The following is a 23,004-nucleotide window of genomic DNA, read 5'->3' as shown; positions in this document are numbered from 1 at the left end:
ATTGCAAGTATAGCGAAGTATACTAGAGTCAGCAACTAAAGGAGGGCAGATACGATGAATAGACATCAATTATTAGTGAAAATTCAAGGAATTGAAATTTTGCCAGGATCACGTATTTATGACGAAATCCATGTATTGAAGGCCAACAATGAGCAGCTCGTTATGGAGATGAATGAAAAATATCATAAACCGGAAGAAATTCGAAGGTACTTGCAAGAGATTACTGGTAGGAGCATCGATGATTCTGTGACAGTTTCGCAACCCTTTTATACAGACTTTGGTAAACATATCTCTTTTGGAAAAGACATTTTTATCAACCAAAATGTCACATTTGTCGATTTAGGCGGAATCGTGATTGAAGATCATGTATTGATTGGACCGATGTGCCGCATCATCTCCGTCAATCACTTGGTGGATCCTAAAAAGCGCAGAGGGCTGTCCGTAGCATCGGTCAAAATTGAAGAAAACGCTTGGCTGGGAGCGAATGTTACGATTCTTCCCGGTGTAACAGTCGGTAAAAATTCGATCGTTGCTGCAGACTCGACGGTCACCAAGGATGTTCCAGAAAATGTGATTGTGGTGGGTTCCCCTGCAAAAGTGATCAAAGAAATTTAGAGCTGCTGCTTTTTTACAGCATTTATTTCAAGTGTAAAGATACTAATACAATAGAAGCAAAAGGGGACTGAGGGTAGTGAAGATGACATATTTAAAAAAGGCCCTTTTAATAAGTTTACTTGCTGCTTGCTTCGGTTTGCTAGGCGCTTGTGCTGAAAAGCAGTCCTCAGAAGTGAGTTCAAATGAAACCACTGTTAGCAGTAAAAAGGGGGACGGGGACATGATTCGATTACGAATAAATGGGACGGAATTCCATGTAGTTTTAGAAAAAAACTCAGCAGCAAAAAAGTTACAGGAAATATTGCCCGATACGTTCTCGATGAATGACCTGCATCAAAATGAGAAATACTATGACCTGTCCCAAAAACTGCCAACAAATGCACAACGAGTTGGAATGATTGAGGCAGGGGATGTCATGTTGTATGGTAATAGTACCTTGGTCATTTTTTATCACTCTTTCGAAACCAGTTATTCTTATACTAGGATCGGACGAATAAAAAATGAGGGGAATCTGGCGGACCAGCTGGGAAACGGCGCGCTAGAAGTTGAAAGAATCCACTAAGAAAGTAGGAAAAATTTATGTTAGAAGAATCATATACATTAACAAACGGCGTCAAGATACCCAAGATCGGTTATGGCACTTGGATGATTGATAACGATCAAGCAACTGAAAAAGTACTTGAAGCGATTAAACTTGGCTACCGTCATATCGATACGGCACAGGCTTATGGAAATGAAGAAGGCGTCGGGGCAGCGATTCAAGCTGCTGAACTGAAACGCGAAGAACTTTTTGTTACTACTAAACTTGCGGCTGAGATCAAGGATTATGCTGGCGCGGTCAAAGCAATTGAAGGCTCGTTAGAAAAGTTAGGACTGGATTACATTGACTTGATGATTATCCATAGTCCTAAACCATGGGCGGATTTTCAAGGCGACGATCATTATTTTGAAGGAAATGTTGCCGCATGGCGTGCACTAGAAGAAGCTTATCAAGCAGGGAAGCTAAGAGCAATCGGTGTATCCAATTTTGAAGTAGCGGATCTGGAAAATCTGTTAAAACATGCGACGATTAAGCCAATGGTCAATCAAGTGCTAGCCCACATTGGTCAAACACCCTTTGAAGTGATCGATTATTCGCAAAACCATCAATTACTGGTTGAAGCCTATTCACCAATCGCTCATGGAGCGATGTTGCGAAGTGAAACGATCACTAGTCTTGCGAAGAAATACGAAGTGACAATTCCGCAATTAGCGATTCGCTATTGCTTGCAGCTAGATCTTTTGCCGCTGCCAAAAACAGAGAACCCCGAACATATGCAGAATAATGCAGATGTTGATTTCCAAATTTCGGACGAAGATATGGAGAAATTGAAGGCTCTGAATAGTGACTTTGATTATGGAAAAAGCAATGACACACCTGTTTTCCGAAAAATTATGGACAAAAGAAAGTAATCGCAAAAAACGCCTGTCTCCGATAATGGAGCAGGCGTTTTTTACTTAGGAAATTATTGATTATTGATTGCACCGCGATTGGCATTGGCGTTAGCCATATTTGCTTGTGCATTCGCGTCATTTGCTGGCGTCCAAACAACATTGGCTTGATAAACGCCGGCTTGAATATCTTCGTTTGTATTGATCATTAGGGTAGTTCCTTTTTGATCAATCATTGCCTTTGTTGTATCCATGCCCATTCCTTTAGCAGCGGTCAAGACTGGCTTAGCTTCGCCGTTCATACTATTGAGACTAGTTGAGGTTCCTTCAACACCATTTGCGCCCATCAGTTTTAGATTCAAAGTGGCATTCAATGTGTCGCCTTCTTTATCCATCAAGGGTGTAATAGCCGCAAATAACGACCAGCCCATACTTTTATCACTCATTGTTTTGTCGGTAACTTCGATCAAACCATCTTTATTACCGTCAAAGGCCATCTTTTCAGCACTTGTCCCTTTGCTGACTTTATATCCGTCGGCCATCAATGTAACATCGCCTTTTTTAACATCGTCTTTCATCGTATTGCTGAAAGAAATATTTGGGACACCGTCTAAACGCAGGGTAGCTTTAGCTGGTTGCTTTCCGGCTTTTGCCGGTTCTAGTTCAAAGGTTGTGCCTTTGGTCGTTTTAGAAACTTTTACTTGGATCGTTGAAGTTGCACCGGCCGCACTGGTTCCCACACGCGGCCCAATATAGGTTGACCCGCCTGAAAAATACCCTTTATTCGCTTCCGGCATGGAAATGTTGTATTTTTTAGCCATTGTACTGCCGAGGGCTGCACCCATCGGATTTCGAGTTTCTTTATCTCCTTGAGTAAAGTTTGCCGCAGCATGGACATTTGTTGAATCTGCCTTGATGAAACCACCTAATGCGATGGTGCTTAAGGCCGTGACAGCTGCTACTGTACCAATTTTTTGTTTTTTGCGAGTTTCTCTTAACGGGTATAACTTTACGGCTGTGGGAATAAAAAAACAAAAGAGCTGTTCCTTAAGCAATTCATAACTGATAAAGGGAAAAAACAGTCTTTCGGATAACTCAACGGTTTAAGTTATTTTTGGTCAAAATAAAGAGTTGTGGTTATAGATTGTTGAAGAAAATCGAGCATCATTTTTTCGGACTGATGTTTGCCGATTTAAGTATTTCAAATGAATCAATTAAGAAAGATTTAAGACTTAATTTACGCTAATTTATGAGTCAATCAGGTGCTTTTTTTCATAACCTGGATTACTATAGGCGTGAGGTGTATACTATGCAGAAAATATTAGTCGTAGATGATGAAAAAGCGATTTTGGATATTGTGTCACGTTATTTAGCAAGAGAAGGATATAAGGTTTTTGCGGCCGCAAACGGCAAGGAGGCCCTAACTTTTTTTCAAAAGGAATCACTCGATTTAATTATTACCGATATTATGATGCCGGAAATGGACGGCTATGATTTTATTGAACAAGTATTGGAAAAAGATGAAGACACTCCATTTATTTTTGTCAGCGCGAAGGATCAAGAAAAAGACAAGATTTTTTCTTTGACCTTGGGGGCGGATGATTTCATTACAAAACCGTTTAGTCCTAGAGAGCTGACGCTACGGGTAAAAAATATTTTGCGGCGCGTGGGCAGTAAAGAAGAACGTGCTGGAAACGCGATCGAAGAGGGCCCCTTTCGGATTGATGAGGAAAAGTTCAAAGCTTCGCTCTATGATCGTCCATTGGAATTATCTATCAAGGAATTTCAGTTGCTGCTATTATTTCTAAAAAACTTAGGCAAGGTTTTTCCTAAATCGGAGTTGTATGAAAAAATCTGGCATTCAGAATATTTTGATGATGCCAATACATTAAATGTTCATATTCATAGCTTAAGAGAAAAGTTGGAAAAGGTTGCTGATGAACGACCTTACCCGCACATTCAGACTGTCTGGGGTTTAGGTTACAAAATGGAGGGCTAGCGATGAAATTACGGAATATGTTGATCTTGTCATTTCTTACTTCAAGTATAGTGGTGGTTTTGATTGTCTGGTTCAGTATTAGTAAAATGTATCTGACAGATTACGATGGCTATTTGATCATCGGTATTACCATCTTAGCGAACATTTTAGGAACGATCATCGGATTATTTTCACTGCGAAATACGTTTCATTCGTTAGATAAGTTAAGCAAACAAACGAAAGTTATTAAGGAAAATCAATTCACTGAAATCCAGTTAGAGCACGCGCCTAAAGAGCTGCAGACTCTGGCAGATGACTTTAATGAAATGGTGGCTGCTTTAGCTGATAGCTTTACGGCGTTGGAAAAAAGTGAACAGGATAAAAGCAATCTGGTTGCGCAGCTAGGGCATGACATCAAAACACCTATTACGGCCATCAAAAATCAAATTGAAGCGATTCAAGATGGCGTCATTTCAAAGGAGGAGATTGACCAAACTTTGGATCAAATGGCGTTTCAAGTCGAGCGGCTGAGTTCGTTAACGAAACAGTTAATGGAGATTACGATTATGGAGAAAGCCTTGCCTCAAAGCCCAGCAAATCAGGAGCAAAAGGTTTGGCTGGATCAGTTTTTATTGAAGTTGTTATCTAGCTTTGATTACATATTAAGGAAGAAGCAGCAAAAACTTACACTTCAAGTCGACCCGAAAGTGAAGACCTTAATGACCGACGAAGGAAAATTGAATCGAATTTTAACTAATTTGATCGAAAATGCCAGCAAGTATTCTCCCGTCAATACGACGATCTATTTGAAAATCGAAGCTGTGAATGGACAAATCATTTTTTCAATCAAGGATGAAGGGATTGGGATCAAAACCATTGATCAGCAAAAAATCTTTGATCGGTTGTATCGAGTAGAAAAATCAAGGAACCCGGAAACCGGCGGCTCAGGATTGGGTCTTTATATCAGTAAAAGTTTAACTGAACAGTTAAAAGGCGAGTTGAAGGTAGAAAGTGATTATGGAAATGGCAGTATTTTTCGTCTAATGCTGCCAGAAATATAAAAAAACCGCAACGATCTGCAATTCGATCGTTGCGGTTTTTTTATAAGATACTTTGTTTTGTGGCAGGGTCGATAATATCCTCTAGTTGAAATTGCTGATTCTCATAGGTTAAGACAAATATCGAGCAATTCGGAAAGGCTCTGATCAAATCATTTGGATCACCTTGCCAGATCGTTTGTAGAAAGCTGACGCAGGCACCATTATGAGAAATAGCTAAAACATTCTGATGATCCTCGCGCGCCATAATCTGATGCAGAATCTTGAACATTCGTTCTTGAACGAGCGTCATTGATTCACCGCCAAATTGCAAATAGAAGGAGTCGTAATAATCTTGCCCTGCTGGTTGTAAAAACTGTTGCTCACCTTCAAAAGAGCCGAACCCCATTTCTTTCAATTCCTTCAGACGCTGATAATTTTTACTTTCGGTAATAATTTCTAAAGTATCACTGGCACGTTCTTGAGTAGAAGAGTACAGCTGATCAAATTGGATATTATTTTCTTGAAAATATTGACGTGCCAGCTGCGCTTGCTGAATACCGCGCTCGGTCAGAGGAGAATCGCAGGAGCCTTGGATTTTTTTTAATTGTCTTAATTGTCAAATTAAGTTAGACAAATCATCAATACTTACGTAACTCAAAAATACTTCCAAAGGTGTTCGATAATCCAGTGATTTTCTAGGAATATTATTTCGTTTAGATGTGACAGATTGAATAAAAGATTCATCTACTGAATTGAAATCCATAGATTTCAATAAACCATCTCTACGTAACAATCCGTTAGAATTCTCGTTTAGGCCTCTTTGAGACGGCGTTCCTGGATCAGCGAAATAAATGGCAATATCATTGGCATTACTGATTTGTTTCCAATTTGAAAATTCCTTTCCACAATCAAAAGTGATGGATTTGAATAGATTTTTCGGTACAGATTCAAACCAATGATTTAATTTTTTTTCAATATCAATCGCTTGTCTACCACACGGTTTCAATGTGATGATAACTTTTGATAATCGTTCAACTAAGGTAATTACAGCACTTTTATGTTTCAGACCTACGATAGTGTCACCTTCAAGGTGACCAAACTCATTTGAGAATTGGCTATAATCTTTTTCACGTTCATGAATAGAGCGGCGGAAAGCTTGTTTTCCACGCCTTTCTTGATGTCCATTCGGTTTACGCTTGCCTTTCATCGGTAAGTCAGAAGGATTAAATAGCCCCTTTTTGAACATACGATAAATGGTACGAGCAGAACAACGAATAGGAAACGCTGCACGACCAACAATCACATCGGGTGTCCATCCTTGAACAACCTTTCTTTGAATATATTCTGATTGTTCCTCGGGTAAAACAAGCGGGCGTCTACCACAGTTTGATTTGTTTTTCTTATACTGTTGATAGTATTCTAAGGCTGATTTTCCTTGCTTGAAGAATAGGTATACTTTATGGATCGTTTGTCTTGAACGATTCAAGCAATGCGCAGTTTTCGCAACAGATTGATTTATTTTGAAATAAGACTCTATCATTACAAGTTCATCCGTTGTAAGATGGGTATAGGTCATTTGTACTCACTCCTTATAATTCTTTGGTCAGAACTATTTTGAGTGTAGCACAAATGGCTTTTTTAGTTGTCTAGCTTAATTTTACAATCGGCGTTGATTAAAAAGTGTTTCGCCATGCCGCATTAAAAATAATTTCTTTTTCATTCCAAACCTCCATTTAGTTCATTATATAAATACTATCAAAATGCAGGTGAAAGCGCATCATTAATTTGGAAGATAGTTTTTTGGGGAAGACTGAAGTAGAAAAGATATCCTTTCAGATATAGTAAAATAAATAAGAAGCCTAGCAGAATTTTTCTGCTAGGCTTCTTCGGTGAAATAATCAAAATTGAGCGTCCTTTTATGCCATCCTGCTAAAGCAAAGATCACCGAAATCAAGCGAACATAGATGAACCCGGTGTCGGGAAACATCTTGATTGCGGGATAATCACCGTTGAATATTGCATAGTTAAGGTATGTTTCTGGGTGCGGTCCGTCTCTAGTATCCATTTTTCTTCCTCCTTGTTTGAAATAGTCTGTTCTATGTACTTTGCTGTGAGCGCAGCCTATATAAGTCATTCTATAGAGGAAAGACAAAATGAACAAATTCATAAAACGTAAAAATTCATAGTTGTTTTTATGTTTTGTGAGCAAAAAGTAAGTTAGATCAAATTGAAGATTTAATCTTTCGTGCACATAAAATAATTATGTTTACTAGAATCGTAAATATCTGATTAATCTCAAAGGTTGGTATCTGCTGAGGTCGAATAATACAACTTGTACAATGAATCGGCCGAGGAGTTGTGGAATGGGATATTCCGTTTTTTTCGATGTTTTTTTATTTTTAAACCCTCCACTATAACACCATGCCTGATCTGATTTGCTAAGATGAAGTCTGACGAAAGGGGAGGATTGTATGAGTTCGATCAATGAGACGAATTATTTGGCCACTGTAAAGAACAAACTAGAGAGTAAGATTGCAGAAGTTGAGAACACTTTGGATATGAATGAAGCCAATTATAAAGAGCTAAAACACTACACGATTGATTATAAAAATGAGTTGGACAAATATGAAGTGTACAATCACCATCAAAATTTGAAATTCATCGACAGCCGCAGCGTACTGGAATCAAATATACTGAAGAAATTAAACTATCAAAAGAATACACCTTATTTCAGTAAGATTGCATTTCAGTTTTTAGAGGAAGATGAAGTGGAGGATTTTTACATCGGGCGTTATGGATTTGCGGATCGTTTCGGCGAACAATTGATTTATGATTGGCGGGCTCCCATCTCGTCCCTCTATTATGATTTTTCCTTGGGCGATGCTTATTACGAGTCCCACGGTCGAGAATTTCACGGAAAATTGCGTTTGAAACGACAATTTGAAATTAAGGATGGCACGATCAGTTTTATGGTCGATACGAATGATGCGATCAATGATGAACTGCTCATGCGTGAGCTGGGTAAGAGTACCTCGAATGAAATGAAAACAATTATTCACACGATTCAAAAGGAACAAAATGCGGCGATAAGAGACACGAAAACTAAAAATTTAATCATCCAAGGTGTTGCCGGTTCGGGGAAGACATCGATTGCGCTTCATCGCATGGCTTATCTGCTCTATCAAAAAAAGGACGAATTAGCAGCTTCGGATATTCTGATCGTTTCACCAAATCAAGTCTTCGCGGATTATATCTCCACCGTTCTACCCGAGTTGGGGGAAGACGAGCTGACGCAAGTGGACATAGTAAACTTGGGCTCAATGTTTCTTGACGAAAAATACCAAGTGACTGATCGCCACGATGAATTGAAAGCAGTACTGGAAAATCCCAATTCTAAACAAGCTGAGAATTATAGATTCAAACAATCGAAAGAATTTTTTTGCCAGTTACGGAAACATTTCGAAAACTTGAAGGAACGCCTTGCTTCAACAGAAATAGTCGTTGACAATCAACGGTTTACATCAGAAGAGATCGGTCGCTTTGTTGAACAGCAGTCAGAAAAAAGTTTAACCGAAATCATTCAGGAAGTTTCGCGATTACTTAGCAGACAAGTATCAGAATTAAGACGTGAAAAAATTTCAAAGCAGTTGGAGCAAATCTTCAAGAAAAAAATCAGTACAACGGGAAGTCTATCTGATTATTATCAATTTTTGGCCGCAAAGAACTTGGAACATGGGAAGGTAGGCAATCTCATTAATTATTCTGATTTATTCCCTTACCTATTTTTCAAGTCGATGATCGAAGGGATTAAACCTAATAAACAAGTTCAGCACTTGGTGATCGATGAAATGCAGGATTATTCTTTGCTGCAGCTTTCGGTTATTGATCGGTTATTTCCTTGTCAAAAAACGATTTGCGGCGATATTCATCAGTCATTAATTCCGACGGATAATGACTTTCTGATAGAAATTCAAAATCTGCTTCCAAACGCAAGGCTATTAAAATTCAATACGAGTTACCGTTCAAGTTTTGAAATCATGGCATTTGCTAAACGATTTATCGCGGCGGAGGATCTACAACCTGTGGAACGGCATGGGAAAGATGTCGAAGTTCTTCCATATAGAAAAAAACTGCTGGCGCAAAAAATTGCAGAGTTCAAGCAAAGCAGCTATGGATCTTGTGGTATAATTTGTCAGAATTGGCAAGAGGCGGCACAGATCGAAGCTGATTTTCCTCAGGAGAACTTGATTCGTTTTGAAAAGGATACTAAAAGAATTACTGAAGGGATCATCATTACCACTGCCCAATTTGCCAAAGGGTTAGAATTTGATCAAGTAATTTTGCCGGATATTCAAGCGCGTCAAATGAATCAGAGAAGCACGATTCTCTACACCAGTTGTTCGCGCGCGCTGCACGAATTAACACTCTTGATTAACGATTAATTGAAGGGGCTTGCGATGAAAACTTATAGAACTTCGGAGGTAGCGAAAATCGTCGGCTTACATCCGAATACGATTCGCCGTTATGAGGAGTGGGAGTTGATTCCTATTCCTCCAAGAGCGGAAAATGGCTACCGTGTTTTTACTGATTATCATATTGAGACAATCAAAATTGCTCAAATCGCTTTTCAGATCGAAGTACTGCAATCAGGTTTGCGAATCACAATGGTGGATATGGTAAAGGCTATAGCACGTTATGATTTTGTAACGGCTCAGGCATTGCTTGATCGTTATCTTAAGTTAGTGGATCAGGAAATAAACGAGGCAACAGATGTCATCGAAGTGGCAGAAAGCATCCTTGCAGGAAAAAACGATGGGACGGAAATATACCTGACCAGAAGTGAGGTCGCGGAGTATTTAGGCGTTACCTCGGAGGCATTGCGAAACTGGGAGCGAAACGGTCTGCTTGCAGTTAAAAGAAGCAAGAATAACTATCGGATTTATGATAGTGAAGACCTTAAGCGCTTAAAAATCATTCGAACTCTGAGAGGAGCCAAATATTCTTTGGCGGCGATTTTGCGAATGCTGAACGCGATCAATCAAGAAAGACAGGACATCAAATTATTGTTGAATCCAACGAAGCCAGACGACAGTATTATTACCGCTTGTGATAATTTAATCGACTCTTTGGAAAAAGCGAAGAAGAATGCTTGTGAATTAAAACAGCGGGTCAAAGAAATGCAGGAACGTTTTTTTTAGCTTGAAAAAGCGTTTGCATTTTTTTGATTCGTAATGCTATAATTCAATTAGAAATGAATACAAATGGATAGTGATTGCATCAAGCAAGCTAAACCTGTTAGCAAATTACGCGTGAAGAACGCTTATTTGTTGGCGGGTTTTTGACGTTTTATGCGAAAAACTACCAAATCAAATAGAAAAGAGGCATTATAAATGGGATTTCCAAAAGACTTTTTATGGGGCGGCGCAACCGCTGCGAATCAATGTGAGGGCGCTTGGGATGTTGGCGGAAAAGGCGAAAGTATTCCTGACCACATGCGAGCTGGCGGTCTTAACAAACATCGGGTAATGACCCCAACGATTGAATCGGACGGCTATTACCCAAATCACGATGGGATCGATTTTTACCATCGTTATAAAGAAGACATCGCGTTGTTTGCGGAAATGGGATTCAAGGTCTTTCGTTTGAGTATCGCTTGGTCGCGGATTTTTCCAAAAGGCGATGAGACAGAACCCAATGAAGAAGGCCTGGCTTTCTATGATCAGGTTTTTGATGAATGTAAAAAGTACGGTATTGAACCATTGGTCACTATCAGTCATTTTGAATTACCCTATGCATTAGCAGAAAATTATGGCGGCTTTGCCAATCGTAAAACAATTGACTTCTTTGTTAACTATGCGACAGTATTATTTGATCGTTACAAAGATAAAGTGAAATATTGGCTGACATTTAATGAAATAAACTTTGGGACATTGCCATTAGGCGGCAGAAACCTATTGGGAATTCTGGACGATGAGGATAATGAAGCACGCCGATTCCAAGCGCTGCACCATATGTTTATTGCTAGTGCCAAAGCCGTAAAAATCGGACATGAGATCAATCCGAATTTCCAAATTGGCTGTATGCTAGCCTACATGACGATGTACCCGTTAACATGCAAACCAGAAGATGCTTTGGCTAGTCAAGAATTAGTGAAAAAACTGAACTGGTTCTGCGGTGATGTACAGGTCAAAGGGAAGTATCCTTATTATATGAAGAATTATTTCGCTAAACATGATATCCAAGTAGAATTTGAAGCAGGCGATGAAGAAATTTTGCAAGAGGGGACTGTTGATTATTATACATTCTCTTATTATATGACCAGTTGCGCTACCGCTAATATTGAAGAAAGCGGTGATCGTGTCGGCGGGAATTTATTCGGTGGAGTAAAAAATAATTATTTAGAGACCAGCGAATGGGGCTGGCAGATTGATCCTGTCGGGCTGCGATTTACCTTAAATGAGTTGTACGATCGTTATGAAATTCCTTTGATGATCGTTGAAAACGGATTGGGAGCAGTTGATAAAGTCGAGGCGGATGGCTCGATTCATGATGATTATCGCATCGATTACGTTCGTCGCCACATTGTTGAGATGAGCAAAGCGATACAAGATGGCGTTGATTTGATTGGCTATACTCCGTGGGGCTGTATTGATCTCGTTTCTGGCGGAACGGGTGAAATGTCAAAACGCTATGGCTTTATTTATGTCGATAAAGACGATAAAGGAAATGGCAGCTTTGATCGCAGCCGAAAAGACAGCTTCTATTGGTACAAAAAAGTGATTGAGTCAAATGGGGAAGAACTATAATCGTACGACATGAAAAGGGAAGTCATTTGACTTCCCTTCTTTTTGTGTATAGCCATTTTTATCTCTATCAAGATGAGACTAGCAATGACCCCGCTTATTAATAAGGCGGCAATTAGTAGATTGATGTTTTTATATTCCTTGATCAAAGGCAGTGAAGACCATTTTATTGATTTGATCAAAATAGTGATAAGCAACAAAATGATGATTCTGGATGCTCTCCAATAGCGTTGATTGCAGCTTAGAAATTTTATACGAAAGAAACTAGAAGCCGTATCCTCAAATCAAAAATACTCAAACCCTTTTTTAGTTCTGGAAAGCTGACTAAAAATGTAAATGTTAGACCAACTTTTCTGAATATAAAAAAAGTTGTGAACTCTTTTTGGTTGAAAAGATAAATATAGTTAGTGAATCAATATTTTTATAGACGGTCTTTCTCTATAAAGAATAGTACGGTTCACTCCTTGTGTCTTTTCTAAAATAAAGCGAACTGACTTTGGATTGCGGATGTATGCGTTGTCAAATATAGTGAGGATGTAAAGAAAATTTATAAAAGAGAGGTGAACGAAGTGCTGCAAGAAAGCATCGATGAATCCTATATCCAATTGGATGTAGAGGCGGAAAATTTTGAAGAAGCGGTAAAAAGATCTTTTGATCCATTAATAGAAGATGGGGCTGTAACAGATAATTATGTAGAATCTGTCCTCCGCATTTATCGAGAGACAGGCCCCTATATTGTAATTACAAAAAATATCGCATTGCCTCATGCGCCGGTGGAAGATGGCGCGAACAAATTAGGTTTAGGGTTTGTTCGATTAAAAGCCCCGGTCGTTTCGGGTCATGCAACGAATGATCCTGTAAAATATTTGTTTCCGCTTAGCGCCAAAGCGAGCAATGAGCACATTGAGCTGCTGTCAAAGTTAGCGGATTTATTAAGCCAAGAAAGCTTCATTGAGTTTTTAGAAAACGTTTCTTCAAAAGAAGCATTTATCAGCTATTTTAACAATCAATAAAAGTGATTAAACAATTTTCAGCAATCAAACAGTAAGGGAGAGAATGAGTATGTATAAAGCATTAGTTGCGTGTCGCGCAGGAGTTGGATCAAGTTTAATGTTAAAAATCAAAGTAGCAGAGGTTGTCAAAGCCAATGATTTTCCGATTGAGGTTGAGCACTCTTCACTTGATGGCGTACCAGGGTTTGGCGGAGAAATGATCATCACTTTACCGGATGTAGCAGAAGAGTTAGCACAAAAAAATCTGCCTTATAAATTAATCGGAATAAGCAATATTGTCGACAAAAATGAAATCAAAGCAAAACTGGAAGCGGCCTTGGCAGAATTAAAGTAAGAAACATCATGGGAGGGAAATAAAAATGGATTTTTTGATCAGTTTCTTGAGTACACCAGCAGTCATGCTAGGGATGGTAGCATTGATTGGTTTAGTGGCACAAAAGAAAAGCGGGACAGAGGTACTTACGGGAACCTTTAAAACAATTATCGGATTCTTAGTTTTCAGCGCCGGCGGGTCGATTATGACGGGCGCTTTGCAAAACTTCAACCAATTGTTCCAAACGGGCTTTCATATTCAAGGAGTCGTCGCTTCACCTGAAGCGGCAACCGCACTGGCTCAAACCGAGTTTGCCTTTGTTACAAGTTGTACCTTGATCGTTGGTTTTGTCATGAACCTTGTGATCGCCAGAATTACACCGTTTAAAAACATTTTCTTTACAACAGGGCATAGTTTATTTTTCGCTTGTGTGCTTTCTTTGATTTTAAAGGCGCATCACGTAGCGGATATTCCAGCAATTGTTATTGGCGGGTTATTATTAGGCTTCTTCTCGGCAGCATTGCCAGAATTATGCCAGCCATTTATGCGCAAAATTACAAATAGTGATACAACAGCGATTGGGCATTTCAATATGATTGGTTATGCATTGTCAGGCTATATTGGCATGTTGTTTAGTAAACACAAAGATAAAACGACAGAGCATATCAATTTTCCTAAATGGTTGTCTTTTTTCCGCGATTTCTTAATGGGTGTTTCAGTGGTCATGCTGATTCTATTTTATGTCTCAGCGTTAAAAGCAGGGCGTCCTGCCGTGGAGGAATTAGCTGGCACGCAACATTGGCTGGTTTTCCCATTCGTTCAGGCATTTACCTTTACTGCCGGTATGTCAATTCTGATGACAGGTGTACGGATGTTCTTAGCAGAGATCACAGCAGCATTTGTTTCGATTTCTGAAAAATTTATTCCGAATTCTCGTCCCGCATTAGATGTGCCGACCGTTTTCCCATTCGCACCTACAGCAGTAATCGTTGGCTTCTTATCTTCTTACGCTGCAGGATTGATCGGTGTATTTATCATGGTAGCTCTTAAGTTTCCGGTAGTCATTATTCCGGCTGCTCACATTTGTTTCTTCTCTGGAGGGACCGCGGGTGTTTTCGGAAACTCTACTGGCGGATGGCGTGGAGCCGTCGTTGGGTCATTTGTTATCGGTCTGTTATTAGCTTTTCTGCCGACGGTCCTTTACCCGTTATATGGAACATTAGGTATCGAAGGTTCTACCTTCCCAAATATCGACTACAACGTTATGGGAATATTGTTAGACAAGATACTGTCAGTCTTTGGCATTTAAAATTTTCGGACTTAACAGACTTAGCAGCAATCTGTTAAGTCTGTTTTCAAAAGAGGAGAGGTCAATAAAATGGGGATCACTACAAACAAATTAGAAGCATACATCGAAGTCCTTCAACCTGAAATCAATGACTATATCAATCGTTTAGATAAGGAGAAAGTTGTCGAGGCCTGTGAAGTAATTTCAGAGTCAAAAAGAAATCATGGGCGGGTTCATATTACTGGCGTTGGAAAACCAAGTCATGTGGCGGAATACATTGCTGCCTTAAACTCATCTGTTGGGACGCCCACATATTACTTAGATACAACAGAAGCAATCCACGGTTCTGCTGGTCAAGTGATTCCGGGAGATGTTGTTATCGCAATTTCAAATAGCGGACAAACAGAAGAGCTAAAGCGAACTGTGGAATCATTGAAACGACTGGGTGCAAAAATCATTGGCGTCAGTGGAGGAGAGAATTCTTGGTTAAAGGACCATTCAACAGTTTTTCTTCTAGCTGGAGTTAATCAGGAAGGTGATGATTTGAATAAACCACCGAGAATCTCGATTATTGCGGAAATCATAGTACTACAATGTCTTTCGATTTTATTGCAGCAAGAGGAGCAGTTGGATCTGGACAAGTATTACCAATGGCATCCAGGTGGTGCTTTAGGCGAATCAATCAAAAATTTGAAAGAAGTTGGCACACAATGAAAATCAAAGGAATCGTCACAGCAATGGTCACACCGCTGTTAGAAAATGGCATCGATGAAAAAGCGACGCGTAAGCTGGTCAATAAATTGATCGATAGCGGTATTCATGGATTATTTATACTGGGAACAAATGGCGAGTTTTACGCACTTAGCGAGGAAGAAAAGTTAGCATTGGTCAGAATAGTTGTTGATGAAACAGCTGGTCGTGTTCCTGTTTTTGCCGGATCCGGCGGAGTCTCTACAGATGCGGTTATCAAGTTGACAAACAAGTTTACCGAACTTGGCGTAGATGCCGTCTCAATAATTACTCCTTATTTGATCAAAGTGAGCGATCAGGAGCTGATTCAGCATTATCAAACGATTGCCGCGAATACAGATTTGCCGATCATCCTTTACAATATTCCAGCGAATACCAAAATTTCGATTAGCGAGTCGGTTTTTAAAGAACTAGTCAAAGTTCCGCAAATTATCGGAATCAAGGACAGCAGTGGAGAAATAGAAAATATTCAAATGTATTTGGATGTGAATGATCGAGAAGATTTTTCAGTCTTGGTCGGTTCTGATTCCTTGATTCTTTCAGCATTGAAAAAGGGCGCAGATGGCGCGGTAGCTGCAACCTCCAATATTTTAACAAAAACCGATTTAGGCATTTATCAGGCCTATCTAGAAAATAATTTAGAAAAAGCTGAGTTGCTTCAGGAAAGCATTAATGCTTTTCGCGGAGTTTTAAAATTAGCTACAGTTCCAAGTGTTTTGAAATATAGCTTAGGTCTATTAGGGATTCCCGTGGGTGCACCGAAAAGCCCAGTCAGAGTGGTATCTCCAGAATTAGATGCTGAGATTCGTAACATATTGGAACAATATAAGGGAATAGAAGGGATCGAAAAGCTGTCATGAAAAAATTAACCACGTTAACTCGAATTTATCAAGAAAAATTAATGGCAATCATCCGAGTGGAGACGATCGAACGTGCGCAGGAGATTGTGGACGGCTGTCTTACGGGAGAGATATCATGCTTGGAAATAAGTTATACCAATAAAAATGCCGGAGATATTATTGAGCAATTAAAGAAAATATATCAGGACAGAATTGTCATTGGTGCTGGAACAGTACTTGACAGTGAGACTGCTCGTCACGCACTATTAAAAGGAGCTGAGTTCATTATAGCGCCGAACTTCAATAAGGATGTTGCCAAATTGTGCAATCGTTATCAAATTCCATATATGCCTGGCTGTACTTCCATGTCAGAAATTGTCGAGGCGCTTGAGGCTGGGGCGGACATGGTCAAAGCATTCCCAACCTCATCTTTCATTGGTCCCAAAGTTGTTTCTACTATTAAAACACCTATGCCTCAAGTTCCAGTATTGTCTTCAGGCGGTGTTACGGTAGACAATATCGATGAGTGGCTAGAAGCCGGTGTCGATTGTATGGGAATCGGTACGCTGTTATCAAAAGGAACAAAAGAAGAAATTGCCGAAAATGCGCGAACATTACGCCAAAAAATTGGGTAATACTAAAATATAGACAGGAGGAAATGATATGCAGAAAATCGATCAGAGAACTAAACATGTATTAATAAAACTGATTGAGAAGCCTGTTATTTCTCAAAAAAATTTGATGGGTCAATTGAGACTGTCAAAGGTTCAAATCGACTATGTAATCACAAAAGTCAACGAATGGTTGGTTGATGAGGCATTACCTCCTGTCTGGTTTGATGGAAATTATTATCACCTATCAGATATTGGACGTTTGTTTCTTGTTGAGTTTTTTTCTGGTGATCAGGTCTATCATCATTATGAAATGGATATAGAGGAACGAAAAAAATATATTTATTTAATGCTGTTTTATCATTGTGAAGACTATTTGTCGGTTAATCATTTTTTAGAGGTGTTGGATATTGGAAAGACTACCTTTATCAATGACCTAAAAAAAGTGGAAAAAGAGCTGGAAACTATTGGTGTAGAAATAAACTATGATCGAAAGAATGGTTACTCCTTGTCCGGTGATGAATCTGTCTTACGCTATCAATTAATGAAACTGGTTTTAGAGGATTTACGATCCGACAATGGCAGTTTCCTTTGGGATTATTTTCTCTTTAATGAAAGTTCGATCGAAAAGGACAAGATGTTTCAACAGATCGCGATGGAGCTGGAACGCTACTCCATTGTATTAGTGGAGAATCGGCTCCTTGAATTTAGCTACATGCTGATTTTTTTATTGCCGCGATTAACGAAAGAATGGTCAGAATTTTATGATCGCTATAATTTCCAGACATTTTATCAAACCAAAGAATACGTTTTCTCCCAAAGCTTACTTGAGAAATTTTCAGTGGAAAGTAAATATGCCAACCTATATATATGCGGTTGGATGTTGGGAATGGCCATTGGCAATGCGGATGAAAAAACACCAGATTATTCGATTATTAATGAGCTAGTTGAGCGGATATTCGATCGCTTTGAACAACTATCTGGTATTCGTTTCAAAGAAAAGGCCGGCGTAAGAAAACAATTGTATAGTCATTTTCGACCGGCCTACTATCGGTTGTTTTTCAATCTGCCGATTATTAATCCATTAAATGAAAAGATTATAAAAGAATATCCCGATCTATTTCAAATCGTGAAAGAAACAATGAAGCCAATCGCAAATCTATTTGGAACTTTGATCCCAGACGAAGAAATATCCTTTTTAACGATGCATTTCGCCTCATTAATAAATGATAATGATGAATATCAGGTCAAACGAAAAGTCGGTATCATCGTATGTCCGAACGGGATCGGTAGTTCTGCAATTATTTATAATGAATTAAAAAATCTTTTTCCAGAAATGATTTTTATTGGTCCAATTGAAACGAATGAAATTTATCATAAAAAGCAAGATTATGACATGATCTTCACGACTGTTCCGAATATGCGCCTTTATTCATTAAAAAAACCCGTTTATACAGTAAATCCTATTATGTCAATCGATGAGAAATACGGCTTAGTCTTAGAAGTTCAAAATGGGGTAAGGAATTTCTCAAACGAGTCTTCTTTTGAGGTGTTCTTGTCGATAATAAATAAGTATGCCGATGTGCGTGACGAAAATGGTTTGAGAAAAGAATTGATGAAGGAGATTCGTCAGCCTAAACCCCTGAGCCGTAAAAGAAATAGAAGCTCACAAGATGAAGACAACGATTTGAGCTTGACTGATATTCTTTCACCGGCGTTCATTCAGCTGAATCTTTCAACCAATAGTTGGGAAGAGGCTTTTTATGTCGCAGCAACACCATTAATCGAGTCAGAAATTGTCAGTCGTCGTTACATCGATAAGATTATTCAAACGACCTTTGAGGAAGGACCATATATGGTTATTTCTGATTTGGTGGCGTTGCCTCATGCGCGACCTGAAGATGGTGCGGAAAAAGTCGGATTAGGAATTACTGTGTTAAAGAATCCGATTAAAATTCTAGGGAAAACTCCCATGAAATACATCTTTACTCTTGCTGCGGTGGATAATCGAAAACATTTGACCGCATTAGCTGAACTTGTCACATTGATCGATCAATCTGATTTCTTTGAAATGTTAGATTCCGTCCAATCTTCGGAAGAGGCATATCAATGGATTACGGATTTTCTCTAGTAAAATAAAAAACCTCTATTTTTAATTTTTTTGAAAGATTACTTCGAATGAATAAGAGGAATCCTGTGAAAATTGTGACCAGCTGATTTTCGGGAAATAGGACAAATAAATCATTTCGTTACATTTTATACAAGCGTTTTCTTTGTTTTAGTATTGCGAATCTTGCATAATATAAGAAAATTTGATTGGAGTGAATAATATGTCAACGATAGTATTTACTAATTTTCCTGTAAAAGATGTAAAAGCCTCCACAGAGTTTTATGAAAAGTTGGGATTTAAGAAGAATGAAGATTTCTCCAACGAGCATTCTAGTTCAATGGTCTGGGACGATACTTTTTGGATTATGGTATTAGATTATGAATTTTATGGATTGTTTTTAAAAGATAAAGAGATTGCGGATACGAAAACTAAGAGCGGATCATTAACGGCCTTTTCGGTAGAGAGCCCAGATGTTGTCAGAGAAATTGCGGAAGCGGCCAGAGCTAATGGCGGCGATTATTTTACGGTCGATATGGGGATTCCTGAGGATCAGATGTTTAGTTTAGAAGTATTGGATCTTGATGGAAATCAATTTGAACCTGTTTGGATGGAAATGCCTTAAAAACTGAAATAAAAAGATAGGCGGCCGTTCGGAAGAGCGGCTGCTTATCTTTTTTAGTTTGGTCGTTTAATGAAACAGTATTCGGCGAATGGAACATTCGGGCTTGTATGATACTCGATCAATTCAAAACCAAAGTGCTGATAGATTGGAACATTCGCTTCGGTCATTGTTTCTAACACAATATCTTTATTCTCCTTTTGACACTCATCTATGACTGTTGTCAGCATTTTTCGCAAGACGCCAGTTCCTCTAGCCTCTTTTGCAACAGCAATCATTGAGATGTAATGACTGTTTTTTGAATGTTTTTTATGTCAAGCGATGGGTGAATGAATCTCTGCGATAAATTTGTTTTGTTCTAATAGCCTTTTTCGATCGTCTTTTGATATTTCTTTTAAAAGTTTTCTAGACGGCAGGGAATAGATCATTTGGTGAAACAGAGTGAACTTTTTTGATGGAATACTGCTGATGAGTCCATGAATTGGATAACCGCATACTCTGAGCTCCCCATACCTTAGAAATAGTGAAACTTCTGCCTGAACGAACTTTCTCAGTACCGTTTCAGAATCAGTGAGGTCTTCGGATAAAAAAATAAAATGTTCAAGCGGTGAAAATTGGTCATAAATAAAATCAACAATTTCTGGTAAATCGGCGATTGTGGCATTTCTCATAAGATCACTCCTCAATTTATTACTTGTTCATTTAGTATAGATAACTTACACTGGAAGAAATCAAAAATTACACTATAGAGGAATTAATCGATTGGAAAGAAGCGAGGACAATTATGGAAGGTGAAATTTTTCGTCAATTAAGAAAAGACCGCAGGATGAGTATGGGAGACGTATCAGATGAGGTAAACAGTCTTTCTTTTATCAGTAAATTTGAAAATGGACTTTCGAATATTAGTTTTCACCGGCTCGAACATTTATTGGAAAGAATCAATGTAACATTAGAAGAGTTTCTTTACTTGCGAGCAAAAAATGATAATGTCGGAATATACGATTATCTATCCGATCGGCCGTTTTTCATGACCGGCAAGTTTACGTTCTACTTGAATCAAATCTTTAAATATAATGACGAAGTGAATCAATCTCGAAATTTTGCGGAAGGTATCAATCAGTTGAATGAGCTGAAGAAGATGATTCAGGGAGAAACGCAAAGTGAAGAATTTTTAAAAATCTTATGTCAATTATTGAGTTTAAGTTATCAATTGAATGATGAACGAGATCAAGGAATAGAAGTAAATGTGGACGCTTTATTCGCTAAACTTCAAACATTATCAGCGCCCGTAGTGAATCATTTATATAGTGTTGATAACTGGGGTGTATTTGAAGTCTTGCTCTTTCGCTTTTTTCAATTCAGCTTTCCGGTGTCGACTGTTCATCAGTTATTACGGACGGCCGTTTCACGAACTCAAAAAGAAGCTGGTGTACAGTTAATGCAACGGATGAAATTTGAGTTATTGTTTGGCACTTGCGCGACGTTCATCAATTTCCGGAAATTGCCTTGGGCGAGAGAAGTATTAGAGGAAACGGAATCCTTGCTTCACGATCAAGGAGACTTATTAAATAGTACAAAACTGCTTTTTTATCAAGGATGGTTGAGGATTGTTTCAGGTTCAATCACTGCTGGGAAGCGAAGCTGTGAGCAGGCGATTTCGATTTTTCGCATATTGAAGCAGCCGGCATTGCAGATAATGTATGAAAATATGCTTCAGGCAATTTTGACGAATCGTGAGAATCTCAATGACGGCTTCATTTTTTCCTAAAATAGTGTGGCAATTTTCTGCTGACTTTATGATTAAGGGAAAAATTAACTATAAAAACGTTTGTATTTCAAGATGCACCCATTTACCGGGTGTATCTTTTTTTGTAAAAAGGCTCGGAAATTAAAATAAAATGAATTTTCTTTAATTCATTATCTTCGAAAATTAGAATAATAGATTAAAAGTGAGCATTAAAATGTCGCTTTTCTAAAATTTTTATTATCCTTAATAAGATGAAATCGTTGCAATAAAAAAGGGATGAGCAGATGAAAGCAAGAAAAAAAGATTTTTTTGAAGAGTTATTTGATCGCGGGACATTTCTTCAACGAAGAATGGTTTTGCTGCTGAGCAAAACCAATGGGCGTTGGGTGAGCAGACAATGGATAAGTGACTCGTTAGGAATCAGCAAGCACACAACTGTGGGTGTACTTAATGAGTTGCAGGAAAAAATTGAGAACTTAAATACTAGTCAATTTTCTTTTCAATTGTCTAAAGGAAAAGGAGTCCGGCTTTTCATAAAAAGGGACGCCGATGTATACCAGCTAGTCACTGAAATCGTGAAAGAGTGTTCAACCGTCAAGCTGCTTGAAGCATTGATAACGGATGAGTTTGAGAATGTTCGGCATTATGCTTTGAAATATTTTATCAGTGAGTCTACCGTCCGAAGGGACCTGAGCAAAGTCCAACCGTTGTTGGATCGCTATGGGATTGAGATCAGCCGTGAAAGTTTTCAGCTGATAGGCGAGGAATATCAGATTCGAATGTTTTTAGTGATCTTTTTTTGGAGTATCTATCGGGGAAATAGCTGGCCATTCCCACACATCGATGAAGAACGAGTCGAACAGTTTGTTGATCATATGCTTGATAGTGGATTTACGGTTTATCCGAACATTCCCTACGCCTATAAGAAACAGCTCGCATATATTTTTGCGGAAGCGATTATTCGAACTAGAAAAGGTCATATTTTAAAAATGCCTCAACCCTTAGAAGACCAAATCACGACAAACACGTTATACTCCGGCTTTAAAGAAATCATGACCAGTGAGCATGGAGTAATTAATACAAGAGACTCAGAGATTCCTTTCTTCTTTTTAGTGTGGGTGTCTATGTCTAAAACAATTGATGTTTTTAAAGAACCGCTTGTGGATGAGTTGATGCGGCAGCAAGCAGCACAACAGACACAGATTTACGCTGCGACGGAATTGATGGTGACTAGATTTCAAAAAGAATTCTTTCCTATTAAAGAGGAGGATTTGTGGCGTTTTCGTTCTTACATACTAAGCGCTCATTTCTTTGCAAAATATTTTAAAGGATTTAATACAGACATGACGGGAAATACGTACAAGGCTATCTTCAAAGAGCGCTATCCTCAGTTAATTAAGAAAACACGTGCATTCGTTGAACGTTTATATGAGGAATCGGCGAATCCCATCTTTCTAGAGCTTGATTTTTTACTGATTCCTTATTTGAAAAACATTCTATTTTTAGCCGATCCATGCCGGTATGAGGTTCCAATTTCGATTTTGGTAGAAAGTGATATGCCTAGTTTAATGACGAAAAATTTTATTCGTCAGCTTTCTGGATACTTTAATTATCTTTACAATCTATCCATCAATGATGTTTTTGAGACAACTGAAACCAATGTGGACATTTTACTAACGACGTCTACATTGAAAGACATGACAAGCGTTTATCCAGAAGCTCAGATTGTTGTAGTGGGAAAAAGTTTATTAATGAATGACCTTGAACGGATCAATGAAGTTTTGGAGCAGGTCGCAACAAAAAAACAAGACGAATCAAACTAAAGTTCCAAAAATGAAACTTGGACA

General features: G+C 38.6%; 23 protein-coding genes and 1 pseudogene. 18 read left to right on the top strand and 6 right to left on the bottom strand.

Features of this window, described 5'->3' with window-relative positions; genetic code table 11:
* The first annotated feature begins 54 nt into the window (after positions 1 to 54).
* The 3 genes from I585_RS12950 to I585_RS12940 all read left to right on the top strand — a co-directional run bounded on the left by I585_RS12950 (position 55) and on the right by I585_RS12940 (position 2,067).
* The gene (locus tag I585_RS12950; RefSeq protein ID WP_010742241.1) at positions 55 to 615 is read left to right on the top strand and encodes a DapH/DapD/GlmU-related protein; all 561 of its coding nucleotides are present in this window, start codon (positions 55 to 57) and stop codon (positions 613 to 615) included.
* A gap of 220 nt (positions 616 to 835) precedes the next feature.
* Positions 836 to 1,177, top strand: coding sequence for a cyclophilin-like fold protein (locus I585_RS12945; protein ID WP_244265995.1), 342 nt, complete (start codon positions 836 to 838; stop codon positions 1,175 to 1,177).
* A gap of 17 nt (positions 1,178 to 1,194) precedes the next feature.
* Entirely contained in the window at positions 1,195 to 2,067 is an 873-nt protein-coding gene (locus I585_RS12940; RefSeq protein ID WP_010742239.1) for an aldo/keto reductase, read from the top strand.
* 53 nt (positions 2,068 to 2,120) lie between these two features.
* On the opposite strand, the gene I585_RS12935 is transcribed toward I585_RS12940, so the two are convergent.
* The gene (locus I585_RS12935) at positions 2,121 to 3,101 is read right to left on the bottom strand and encodes a WxL domain-containing protein (protein WP_010742238.1); all 981 of its coding nucleotides are present in this window, start codon (positions 3,099 to 3,101) and stop codon (positions 2,121 to 2,123) included.
* A 254-nt stretch (positions 3,102 to 3,355) separates the two neighbouring features.
* Between I585_RS12935 and I585_RS12930 the strand changes: the two genes are divergently transcribed.
* Both I585_RS12930 and I585_RS12925 read left to right on the top strand, forming a co-directional pair.
* On the top strand, positions 3,356 to 4,045 hold the full coding sequence (locus I585_RS12930) for a response regulator transcription factor (RefSeq protein ID WP_010742237.1): 690 nt from the start codon (positions 3,356 to 3,358) through the stop codon (positions 4,043 to 4,045).
* Positions 4,046 to 4,047: 2 nt separating this feature from the next.
* Positions 4,048 to 5,085 (top strand): sensor histidine kinase, encoded by a 1,038-nt coding sequence (locus tag I585_RS12925; protein WP_010742236.1) that lies wholly within the window; start codon positions 4,048 to 4,050, stop codon positions 5,083 to 5,085.
* A gap of 40 nt (positions 5,086 to 5,125) precedes the next feature.
* Here I585_RS12925 and I585_RS22915 read toward each other — a convergent pair whose 3' ends face one another.
* From I585_RS22915 to I585_RS12910, 3 genes are all read right to left on the bottom strand, one after another.
* On the bottom strand, positions 5,126 to 5,659 hold the full coding sequence (locus tag I585_RS22915) for a histidine phosphatase family protein (protein WP_071879481.1): 534 nt from the start codon (positions 5,657 to 5,659) through the stop codon (positions 5,126 to 5,128).
* Positions 5,660 to 5,680: 21 nt separating this feature from the next.
* The gene (locus I585_RS12915; protein WP_002330482.1) at positions 5,681 to 6,640 is read right to left on the bottom strand and encodes an IS30 family transposase; all 960 of its coding nucleotides are present in this window, start codon (positions 6,638 to 6,640) and stop codon (positions 5,681 to 5,683) included.
* A 300-nt stretch (positions 6,641 to 6,940) separates the two neighbouring features.
* Entirely contained in the window at positions 6,941 to 7,129 is a 189-nt protein-coding gene (locus I585_RS12910) for a hypothetical protein (RefSeq protein WP_010742234.1), read from the bottom strand.
* A 406-nt stretch (positions 7,130 to 7,535) separates the two neighbouring features.
* On the opposite strand from I585_RS12910, the gene I585_RS12905 reads away from it, so the two are divergent.
* The 11 genes from I585_RS12905 (at position 7,536) to I585_RS12855 (ending at position 19,413) form a co-directional block, all read left to right on the top strand.
* Positions 7,536 to 9,506 (top strand): HelD family protein, encoded by a 1,971-nt coding sequence (locus tag I585_RS12905; RefSeq protein WP_010742233.1) that lies wholly within the window; start codon positions 7,536 to 7,538, stop codon positions 9,504 to 9,506.
* A 15-nt stretch (positions 9,507 to 9,521) separates the two neighbouring features.
* Positions 9,522 to 10,262: a MerR family transcriptional regulator gene (locus I585_RS12900; protein ID WP_010742232.1), complete on the top strand. Its 741-nt coding sequence runs from the start codon at positions 9,522 to 9,524 to the stop codon at positions 10,260 to 10,262.
* 192 nt (positions 10,263 to 10,454) lie between these two features.
* Positions 10,455 to 11,870, top strand: coding sequence for a glycoside hydrolase family 1 protein (locus I585_RS12895; protein WP_010742231.1), 1,416 nt, complete (start codon positions 10,455 to 10,457; stop codon positions 11,868 to 11,870).
* Between the two features lie 566 nt (positions 11,871 to 12,436).
* Positions 12,437 to 12,880: a PTS sugar transporter subunit IIA gene (locus tag I585_RS12890; protein WP_010742230.1), complete on the top strand. Its 444-nt coding sequence runs from the start codon at positions 12,437 to 12,439 to the stop codon at positions 12,878 to 12,880.
* A 43-nt stretch (positions 12,881 to 12,923) separates the two neighbouring features.
* On the top strand, positions 12,924 to 13,214 hold the full coding sequence (locus tag I585_RS12885; RefSeq protein ID WP_172463194.1) for a PTS sugar transporter subunit IIB: 291 nt from the start codon (positions 12,924 to 12,926) through the stop codon (positions 13,212 to 13,214).
* A gap of 25 nt (positions 13,215 to 13,239) precedes the next feature.
* Positions 13,240 to 14,502: a PTS ascorbate transporter subunit IIC gene (locus I585_RS12880; protein WP_010742228.1), complete on the top strand. Its 1,263-nt coding sequence runs from the start codon at positions 13,240 to 13,242 to the stop codon at positions 14,500 to 14,502.
* Between the two features lie 69 nt (positions 14,503 to 14,571).
* Positions 14,572 to 15,195: an SIS domain-containing protein gene (locus I585_RS12875; protein ID WP_010742227.1), complete on the top strand. Its 624-nt coding sequence runs from the start codon at positions 14,572 to 14,574 to the stop codon at positions 15,193 to 15,195.
* Positions 15,192 to 16,091, top strand: a complete 900-nt coding sequence (dapA, locus tag I585_RS12870) for a 4-hydroxy-tetrahydrodipicolinate synthase (protein ID WP_010742226.1) — start codon at positions 15,192 to 15,194, stop codon at positions 16,089 to 16,091. The genes I585_RS12875 and dapA overlap by 4 nt, the downstream gene beginning before the upstream one ends.
* Complete coding sequence (locus I585_RS12865; RefSeq protein ID WP_010742225.1) at positions 16,088 to 16,705, top strand: bifunctional 2-keto-4-hydroxyglutarate aldolase/2-keto-3-deoxy-6-phosphogluconate aldolase; 618 nt, start codon at positions 16,088 to 16,090, stop codon at positions 16,703 to 16,705. Before dapA ends, I585_RS12865 begins: the two co-directional genes overlap by 4 nt.
* A 28-nt stretch (positions 16,706 to 16,733) precedes the next feature.
* On the top strand, positions 16,734 to 18,812 hold the full coding sequence (locus tag I585_RS12860; protein ID WP_010742224.1) for a BglG family transcription antiterminator: 2,079 nt from the start codon (positions 16,734 to 16,736) through the stop codon (positions 18,810 to 18,812).
* Positions 18,813 to 19,011: 199 nt separating this feature from the next.
* Complete coding sequence (locus I585_RS12855; protein ID WP_010742223.1) at positions 19,012 to 19,413, top strand: VOC family protein; 402 nt, start codon at positions 19,012 to 19,014, stop codon at positions 19,411 to 19,413.
* A 53-nt stretch (positions 19,414 to 19,466) separates the two neighbouring features.
* On the opposite strand, the pseudogene I585_RS23680 reads toward I585_RS12855, so the two are convergent.
* Positions 19,467 to 19,697: pseudogene (locus I585_RS23680) on the bottom strand (GNAT family N-acetyltransferase); the annotation flags it as partial.
* Between the two features lie 27 nt (positions 19,698 to 19,724).
* Positions 19,725 to 20,081: a hypothetical protein gene (locus tag I585_RS23675; RefSeq protein ID WP_010742221.1), complete on the bottom strand. Its 357-nt coding sequence runs from the start codon at positions 20,079 to 20,081 to the stop codon at positions 19,725 to 19,727.
* 113 nt (positions 20,082 to 20,194) lie between these two features.
* On the opposite strand from I585_RS23675, the gene I585_RS12845 reads away from it, so the two are divergent.
* A complete protein-coding gene (locus tag I585_RS12845) occupies positions 20,195 to 21,178 on the top strand; it encodes a helix-turn-helix domain-containing protein (RefSeq protein ID WP_010742220.1) in 984 nt (327 codons plus the stop codon).
* A 263-nt stretch (positions 21,179 to 21,441) separates the two neighbouring features.
* Positions 21,442 to 22,980, top strand: a complete 1,539-nt coding sequence (locus I585_RS12840; RefSeq protein ID WP_010742219.1) for an AcpB/EbpR/MafR family transcriptional regulator — start codon at positions 21,442 to 21,444, stop codon at positions 22,978 to 22,980.
* The last annotated feature ends 24 nt before the right edge of the window (positions 22,981 to 23,004 follow it).

The sequence above is a fragment of the Enterococcus malodoratus ATCC 43197 genome (genome assembly GCF_000407185.1).
GTDB lineage: Bacteria > Bacillota > Bacilli > Lactobacillales > Enterococcaceae > Enterococcus_A > Enterococcus_A malodoratus.
Note: the sequence above shows the minus strand (reverse complement) of the source record. Positions and strands in the feature narration are given on the sequence as shown.

Bases quoted from the DNA above. Each gene is read 5' to 3' on its own strand.
- I585_RS12925 (WP_010742236.1), top strand. From the start codon at position 4,048: ATGAAATTACGGAATATGTTGATCTTGTCATTTCTTACTTCAAGTATA.
- I585_RS12840 (WP_010742219.1), top strand. From the start codon at position 21,442: ATGAAAGCAAGAAAAAAAGATTTTTTTGAAGAGTTATTTGATCGCGGG.
- I585_RS12910 (WP_010742234.1), bottom strand. From the start codon at position 7,129: ATGGATACTAGAGACGGACCGCACCCAGAAACATACCTTAACTATGCA.
- I585_RS12915 (WP_002330482.1), bottom strand. From the start codon at position 6,640: ATGACCTATACCCATCTTACAACGGATGAACTTGTAATGATAGAGTCT.
- I585_RS12885 (WP_172463194.1), top strand. From the start codon at position 12,924: ATGAGTATGTATAAAGCATTAGTTGCGTGTCGCGCAGGAGTTGGATCA.
- I585_RS12845 (WP_010742220.1), top strand. From the start codon at position 20,195: ATGGAAGGTGAAATTTTTCGTCAATTAAGAAAAGACCGCAGGATGAGT.
- I585_RS12895 (WP_010742231.1), top strand. From the start codon at position 10,455: ATGGGATTTCCAAAAGACTTTTTATGGGGCGGCGCAACCGCTGCGAAT.
- I585_RS12930 (WP_010742237.1), top strand. From the start codon at position 3,356: ATGCAGAAAATATTAGTCGTAGATGATGAAAAAGCGATTTTGGATATT.
- I585_RS12865 (WP_010742225.1), top strand. From the start codon at position 16,088: ATGAAAAAATTAACCACGTTAACTCGAATTTATCAAGAAAAATTAATG.
- I585_RS12940 (WP_010742239.1), top strand. From the start codon at position 1,195: ATGTTAGAAGAATCATATACATTAACAAACGGCGTCAAGATACCCAAG.
- I585_RS12855 (WP_010742223.1), top strand. From the start codon at position 19,012: ATGTCAACGATAGTATTTACTAATTTTCCTGTAAAAGATGTAAAAGCC.
- I585_RS12905 (WP_010742233.1), top strand. From the start codon at position 7,536: ATGAGTTCGATCAATGAGACGAATTATTTGGCCACTGTAAAGAACAAA.
- dapA (WP_010742226.1), top strand. From the start codon at position 15,192: ATGAAAATCAAAGGAATCGTCACAGCAATGGTCACACCGCTGTTAGAA.
- I585_RS12875 (WP_010742227.1), top strand. From the start codon at position 14,572: ATGGGGATCACTACAAACAAATTAGAAGCATACATCGAAGTCCTTCAA.
- I585_RS12945 (WP_244265995.1), top strand. From the start codon at position 836: ATGATTCGATTACGAATAAATGGGACGGAATTCCATGTAGTTTTAGAA.
- I585_RS12860 (WP_010742224.1), top strand. From the start codon at position 16,734: ATGCAGAAAATCGATCAGAGAACTAAACATGTATTAATAAAACTGATT.
- I585_RS12880 (WP_010742228.1), top strand. From the start codon at position 13,240: ATGGATTTTTTGATCAGTTTCTTGAGTACACCAGCAGTCATGCTAGGG.
- I585_RS12950 (WP_010742241.1), top strand. From the start codon at position 55: ATGAATAGACATCAATTATTAGTGAAAATTCAAGGAATTGAAATTTTG.
- I585_RS23675 (WP_010742221.1), bottom strand. From the start codon at position 20,081: ATGAGAAATGCCACAATCGCCGATTTACCAGAAATTGTTGATTTTATT.
- I585_RS12900 (WP_010742232.1), top strand. From the start codon at position 9,522: ATGAAAACTTATAGAACTTCGGAGGTAGCGAAAATCGTCGGCTTACAT.